Consider the following 2,480-nt stretch of genomic DNA (forward strand, 5'->3'; position numbering starts at 1 on the left):
CGGGTACTCATGAGTCGCTGCTCGAAGCCAGCAGCTTCATTGCCACGCTGGAGCACCGTCAGGGCCTTAAAGTGGCTTGCCCTGAAGAGATCGCCTTCCGTCAGAACTGGATCAATGCAGAGCAACTAGAGCGCCTGGCCGCACCGTTGCTCAAGAACGGTTATGGCCAATACCTCAAGCGCCTGCTCCACGAGAGAATTTACTAATGAAAGTCACACCATTAGCTATAGCTGACGTATTGTTATTTGAGCCGAAAGTGTTTGGTGATGATCGTGGCTTCTTTTTTGAGAGCTTCAACCATCGCTCTTTTGAAGAGGCTATCGGCCGCTCAATACAATTCGTGCAAGACAATCACTCTCGTTCAGTCAAAGGCGTATTGCGTGGTCTGCACTATCAAACGCATCAGACTCAAGGAAAGTTGGTGCGCGTCGTACAAGGCGAGGTGTTTGATGTTGCTGTGGATATTCGCCGCAGCTCTGCGACATTTGGGCAGTGGGTGGGTGCTTATCTTTCTGCGGAAAATAAGAATCAACTGTGGGTGCCTGAAGGTTTCGCTCATGGTTTTGTTGTGCTCTCGGATACGGCAGAGTTTCTCTATAAAACAACGAACTACTACGCACCTTCGCATGAGCGATCGATTCTGTGGAATGATCCGGCTCTAGCTATAAAGTGGCCAATAAATGAGCCTCCAGCTCTATCAGCAAAGGATATGCAGGGTTCGTTACTGGCTAAGGCTGAGGTTTTTGATTGATGCAAAATTTTTCCTACTCTCCTATAGAAATGGTTGCAAGTTATTGGCGTATCGATCTCTTATTAATACGCTTACGAAGCGAGAGATATTAGGGCGATATCGGGGTTCAAGTTTTGGTCTGCTTTGGTCATTTTTTAACCCAATATTAATGCTTGCAGTTTACACTTTCGTTTTTAGTGTGGTTTTCAATGCGCGTTGGGGCGCGGGAAGTGGTGGGTCAAAAACAGAATACGCTCTTGTTCTGTTTGCGGGTCTCATAGTGTTTAATATTTTTGCTGAGTGTGCTAGTCGTGCTCCGGATCTGGTGTTGTCCAATGTTAATTATGTGAAGAAGGTTGTTTTTCCTTTGGAGATTTTGCCTTGGGTGATACTCGGGGCTGCCTTGTTTCATGGGTTGGTAAGCCTGTTCGTATGGCTAATATTTTATTGTATATTCTTTGGTGTTCCTCATTTAACAGTGCTCTATTTCCCCGTCGTTGTTTTTCCATTGATTGTTTTTTTTCGATGGGGGTTTCCTGGGCGCTTGCTTCCCTAGGCGTGTATTTGCGTGATATATCACAGGTTATCGGTGTGGTGATTACTATGCTCATGTTTCTATCTGCAATATTTTATCCTGTATCATCCCTCCCTGAAGACTACCAAGTAATTATGCAAATGAATCCTCTTGTGCCCATTATTGTGGGCGGTGGGGTAGGTTGCTCGCGCGTTAATCGTCTGGACGGATGAACCCGTCATCAATATCCAGTCCGGCTCTTGCCGCGAATGGGCTGTGAAGCACTATTCCGAGCGTTTGGTATGAAGATTCTATTGCTGGGTAAAAATGGCCAGGTGGGCTGGGAGCTCCAGCGGAGTATGGCGCCCTTGGGCCAAGTGCTTGCGCTCGACTCAAAAAGCCCGGACTACTGCGGCGACCTCAACGATCTGCCGGGTCTGGCTGCGACCGTGCAACGGTTTGCGCCTGACGTCATCGTGAACGCAGCGGCCTACACCGCTGTCGATAAAGCCGAAAGCGAGCCCGCCCAAGCCCTGCGTATCAACGCAGAAGCCCCGGCGGTACTGGCCGCCGAGGCGCTGAAGCTGAATGCCTTGCTGGTGCACTATTCCACCGACTACGTGTTCGCCGGCACCGGCGACACGCCGTGGCTGGAAAGCGACCCGGTCGGCCCGCTGAGCGTCTACGGTACGACCAAGCTGCAGGGCGAGCAGGCCATCCAGGCCAGCGGCTGTGCGCACCTGATCTTGCGTACCAGTTGGGTCTACGCAGCACGCGGTAACAACTTCGCCAAGACCATGCTGCGCCTGGCCATTGAGCGCGACAGCCTCAACGTGATTGACGACCAGTTCGGTACGCCCACCGGGGCGGACCTGCTGGCCGACGTCACCGCGCACGCGATCCGCACTCTGGGCTCGAACCCGCCTTTGAGCGGGGTGTATCACCTCGCCGCCGCAGGCGAGACCACCTGGCACCGCTATGCCCGCTTCGTGCTCGAACAGGCGCAAGCGGCTGGCGTGCAGCTCAAGGTCGAACCGGCCAACGTGGGCGTGATCACCACCGCGGCCTACCCGACGCCGGCCAAACGCCCGGGTAACTCCCGACTCAACACTCAAAAACTGCAGAACGCCTTCTCCCTTTGCCTGCCTGAATGGCAGGACGGCGTGGCACGGATGCTTAAAGAAATTCTAGAGAAATGAACATGCTTAAACGTAAAGGAATCATTTTGGCCGGTGG

General features: G+C 52.5%; 2 protein-coding genes and 2 pseudogenes. All 4 read left to right on the top strand.

Annotation, left to right across the window (positions count from 1 at the left end; all coding sequences use genetic code 11):
* Positions 1-206: pseudogene (locus tag AC19YS_RS31960) on the top strand (glucose-1-phosphate thymidylyltransferase RfbA); the annotation flags it as partial.
* Complete coding sequence (rfbC, locus tag AC19YS_RS31965) at positions 206-751, top strand: dTDP-4-dehydrorhamnose 3,5-epimerase (protein WP_119742193.1); 546 nt, start codon at positions 206-208, stop codon at positions 749-751. The pseudogene AC19YS_RS31960 and the gene rfbC, both read left to right, overlap by 1 nt.
* Positions 751-1,429, top strand: a pseudogene (locus AC19YS_RS31970) (ABC transporter permease); the annotation flags it as partial. The gene rfbC and the pseudogene AC19YS_RS31970, both read left to right, overlap by 1 nt.
* 117 nt (positions 1,430-1,546) lie before the next feature.
* Positions 1,547-2,443, top strand: a complete 897-nt coding sequence (gene rfbD / locus AC19YS_RS31975; RefSeq protein WP_500603534.1) for a dTDP-4-dehydrorhamnose reductase — start codon at positions 1,547-1,549, stop codon at positions 2,441-2,443.
* Positions 2,444-2,480: the final 37 nt, after the last annotated feature.

The sequence above is a fragment of the Pseudomonas sp. MF08831 genome, assembly GCF_059862645.1.